Annotated in this window: 6 protein-coding genes; 4 read left to right on the forward strand and 2 right to left on the reverse strand. The window is 74.1% G+C overall.

What is annotated here, in order from left to right; genetic code table 11:
- Positions 1 to 68: 68 nt before the first annotated feature.
- A complete protein-coding gene (locus ABZY91_RS41640; RefSeq protein ID WP_355409409.1) occupies positions 69 to 551 on the reverse strand; it encodes a hypothetical protein in 483 nt (160 codons plus the stop codon).
- Positions 552 to 835: 284 nt separating this feature from the next.
- Between ABZY91_RS41640 and ABZY91_RS41645 the strand changes: the two genes are divergently transcribed.
- The 4 genes from ABZY91_RS41645 to ABZY91_RS41660 all read left to right on the forward strand — a co-directional run bounded on the left by ABZY91_RS41645 (position 836) and on the right by ABZY91_RS41660 (position 3267).
- On the forward strand, positions 836 to 1663 hold the full coding sequence (locus ABZY91_RS41645; RefSeq protein ID WP_355409411.1) for an arylamine N-acetyltransferase: 828 nt from the start codon (positions 836 to 838) through the stop codon (positions 1661 to 1663).
- Positions 1664 to 1780: 117 nt separating this feature from the next.
- A complete protein-coding gene (locus ABZY91_RS41650) occupies positions 1781 to 2146 on the forward strand; it encodes a S26 family signal peptidase (RefSeq protein ID WP_355409413.1) in 366 nt (121 codons plus the stop codon).
- A 135-nt stretch (positions 2147 to 2281) separates the two neighbouring features.
- Positions 2282 to 2656 (forward strand): hypothetical protein, encoded by a 375-nt coding sequence (locus ABZY91_RS41655; protein ID WP_355409415.1) that lies wholly within the window; start codon positions 2282 to 2284, stop codon positions 2654 to 2656.
- 65 nt (positions 2657 to 2721) lie between these two features.
- Positions 2722 to 3267, forward strand: coding sequence for a hypothetical protein (locus ABZY91_RS41660; protein ID WP_355409417.1), 546 nt, complete (start codon positions 2722 to 2724; stop codon positions 3265 to 3267).
- A gap of 53 nt (positions 3268 to 3320) precedes the next feature.
- Here ABZY91_RS41660 and ABZY91_RS41665 read toward each other — a convergent pair whose 3' ends face one another.
- Positions 3321 to 3527 (reverse strand): DUF397 domain-containing protein, encoded by a 207-nt coding sequence (locus tag ABZY91_RS41665; RefSeq protein ID WP_355409419.1) that lies wholly within the window; start codon positions 3525 to 3527, stop codon positions 3321 to 3323.
- Positions 3528 to 3727 lie beyond the last annotated feature (200 nt).

Here is a 3727-nt window from a genome sequence, read left to right on the forward strand (position 1 = left end):
CGTCCCGGCTGCGGACGGTCGTGTCCGCAGCCGGGACGACGGGACGCCCTGAGGGCCCGGGGCCGTTGTCAGCCGCGCGCACCGGAACGGCGGCGCAGGAGGGCGAAGCCCAGTGCGGCGGCGCCGACGGCCGCGACGGTGCCGCCGCCGGCCAGCATGAGGCCGGAGGAGCCGGTCGAGCCGGATCCGTCACCGGCCTGGGCGGCGCCCTTGGGCACCTCACGGACCTGCGGCGGGCCGCCGACCGCCCCGGTCGTGGGCGGGTGGGTCGGGGTGACCCGGGGGACGGCCGGACCGTCGGAGCCCGCCTTCGCCGAGGGGACCGCGGTGGGCGTGGTACCCGGGGCCGGAGCCCCCGGGGGGACGACGGTGGGCGTGACCGGGGCGTGCGGGGCCGCCGGGGCGACTGCGGTGGGCGTGGCCGGGGCGGGCGCGGGGGAACCGTCGGCCCACGCCTGCCCGCCGGTGAAGGTGGTCAGGAGGGCGGCCCCGGTCAGGGCGCAGACGGCGAGCACGCGGCGGGCGGGGGCACGACGGGTACGGCTGGTCATACGGTTCGCTCCTTCATCGGGACGCTGGTTCCGGCCGGTGCGGCCGGTGCGTCGTGAGTGACGTTAGGAGCGCCGTGTCGCGGTCCCCGGCCGGTCGTGTCACGGCCGCCCATCGTCTGTGTAACGGCCCTCGGGCGCCGGTCGGGTGACAGGATCCGGGGCCGGTGCGGCACGCCAGGACGGGCCCCGGAGGGGTGGATCCCGGAGGTCCTAGGTCGCGCGGTCCACCAAGATCGCAACCAGAGGCGGAAGCCGGGGCCCGGCCCGGTCCGTACCGTGGCCGTATGACCGTTGATCTGGAGAAGTACTTCGCACGTATCGGATGGGACGGCGAGCGGGCGCCCACCCTCGTGACCCTCCGGTCCCTGCACCACGCGCACGTCCTCGGCATCCCGTTCGAGAACATCGACGTGGTCGTCGGCTCGGTCCCCTCGCTGGACCTCGCCGACCTCCAGGCCAAACTCGTCGAAGGCTCCCGCGGCGGCTACTGCTTCGAGCACAACACCCTGTTCGCCGCCGTGCTGGAACAGGTGGGCTTCGAGGTCACCCGGTTGACCGGCCGGGTCCGGCTCGGCGCCCGCCCCGGCGAGGTCCGCCCCCGGACCCACATGGTGCTGGCGGTCCGGGTGCCGGGCGAGGGCGGCCGACACCTGGTCGACGTCGGATTCGGCTCCGCCCGTTCCCTGTTGGAGCCGCTGCCGATGATTCCCGGCCTGGTCCGGGAGGGGCTGGGGCGGTTCAACCGCCTGGTCGTCGAGGAGGAGGACGGCCCCGCACCGGTCTGGGTCCTCCAGGCCAGGACACGCACGGCGGCCGACGCGGCGGACAGGTGGGAGGAGCTGGTCTCCTTCACCCTCGACCACGCTCCCGCCACCGACATCGGGGTCGCCAACTGGCACGTGGCGACCCACCCGCGCTCGCCGTTCCGCCGCCTGTTCGTCCAGCGCACCCACGCCACGGGCCACCTGAGCCTCGACGCGACCACCCTCACCCGCACACGGCCCGACGGGACGACGACCGTGGAGGAGGTCGACGGACCCGACGGGATCAGGGAGTTGCTGGCGTCCGAGTTCGGTATCGCCGCACCGTCCGACATCCGCCCCCAGCGCTGAGAGGGCCGCCACCGGCCGCAGGACCGGCATGAGAAGTCGGCCGGTCCGACTTCTCATGCGGGGTGGGCGGTACGAAATCCGGTGGGCTTGAGGGGCCGGACCTGCCACGATCGCCGGATGGGTGCGTTGGATGCAGTGGCCGGCCGGGTGGCCGGGGGAGCAACCGTCTCGTTCCGTCCGAGCGGATCATCGATGGTCCCGCTGATCCGCAGTCGGCAGCCGGTGACGGTCGCCCCGGTCGACCCGTCGAAGCTGGAGGTCGGGGACATCGTGCTCGCCCGGGTCGCCGGCACGGTGTACCTGCACCTGGTGTCGGCCCTGGACCCGGCCGGGAACCGGGTCCAGATCAGCAACAACCGCGGCCGCGTCAACGGCTGGACCGGCCACGCCCGGGTCTTCGGCATCTGCGTGGCGGTCGACGGCACTCCGCGGTCCGGCACCGTCGGCAAGGTCCGCACGGCCGGCTCCCCCGGCGACCCCTGACCCCGGCCGGGCCTCCGCCCGGACCTCCCCGTCGGCCCGCCGGCAGCCGAACCGCCTTTCACCGGAGCGACGTTGAACTGCGGGACCGGGGTGAGATGCTCGTTCCGGCAGTGGCGCCGACGGGACGGGGAACACGTGGGGATCGCCGAACACCCGGGGGCGAGTGAGGAGCGGGCGCGGCGGCACGCCGACCGCGCGCGGCGCTGGAGCCTCTACGCGCTGGGGCTCCCGGCGGCGGCCGGGTGGCTGTGGGCACTCGGCCTCGCCTTCCTGCCCGCCTCGGTGGACCACCGCACCGGGTCGATGCAGTGCGGTTCGCCCGTGTTCTTCGACGCCGCCGCCCGTCACTACCGGGACGACGACTGCGTCCCCCTGGTGGACCGGCGCATCCACCAGGCGGTCGGGGTGGCGCTGGTGACGCTGCCGGTCTTCGGCGCCTGGCGCGCCGTCGGCCACCGGGCCCGGCGGATCGCGGCGGAGGGGGCGGAGGGGGCCGGGCGGCGGCGCTGAGTCACCGACCACCATCGCGGTAACTTTGGTTTACCGTTCCGGGGTTCGTAAACTATGGTTACCGCATGGCGATGCCCGAGATCACCCCGGAAGAGCAGGCAGACCTCGACAAGGCCCTCTACGAGGCGCTGAATCCCCTGGCCACGGCCATCCGCTCCCGGGAGAGCGGCCTCCCCCCGGAACGCATGTGGGCCTCGGAGCCCGTGGAGGTCACGCTCTCCGTCCTCGCCGCGTGGAAGGTGGTGGACGCCGAGGTCAAGCGCCTGACCGCCCACGCGGCGGCCACCGCCGGTTCCTACGGTGCGAGTTACGAGCAGCTGGGCGCCGTGTGGGGCATCACCCGGCAGGGCGCCCGCAAGAAGTGGCCCGAGGCCGTCAGCCGCCCGGAGGCCCCGAAGGCGGAGCCCCGGGCACTCGAACTCTTCGGTGGAACAGCCCGGTTGACACCGCTCCCGGACGGCGGCTGGCGGTGGACCGGAACGGGTGCGGACGGCACGCCGGGCACCGCCGGCGACGGCGCCCGGTACGCGACCACCGAGGAAGCCGCGGCCCACGCTGGAGCCTTCCTCAAGGACCACGCCCTCGACACCACCGACCGACCCCGACCCTGAAGCCGTCGGCCCCGACCGGTCCCACCGGTCGGGGCCGACGCGCGAACCGGGTGTCAGACGGTGCCGAACTCGCCGGACCGGACGGCGCCGACGAAGGAGTGCCAGGCGTCGGCGGGGAAGACGAGAGCCGGACCGTGGGGATCCTTGGAGTCGCGCACCGGAACGGCCCCGCGGAAGCTCACGGAGACCTCCACGCATTCACCGCCGTTGTTGGAGTAGGACGACGTGAACCAAGACGCGCGGGACAGGTCGGAGTTCATCGGGCAGTTCCTTTCCGCCGTGTGCCTACCTCCGGGGACGCCGCCTTCGACGGCGCTTCAACCGTCTCTCGACCGTACCCGCGCCCTTCCCGGCTGCGACCCCCTGCGCGAGCGTTTCGGTGTCATTCGGCGGGGATGCCGCGGAGGAGGAAGGGGAGGTGGGCGCCTCGGGCGAGGGCGTCGAGGGCCTGGGTGGTGCG

This window comes from Kitasatospora sp. NPDC002965 (genome assembly GCF_040611255.1).
Classification (GTDB): domain Bacteria; phylum Actinomycetota; class Actinomycetes; order Streptomycetales; family Streptomycetaceae; genus Kitasatospora.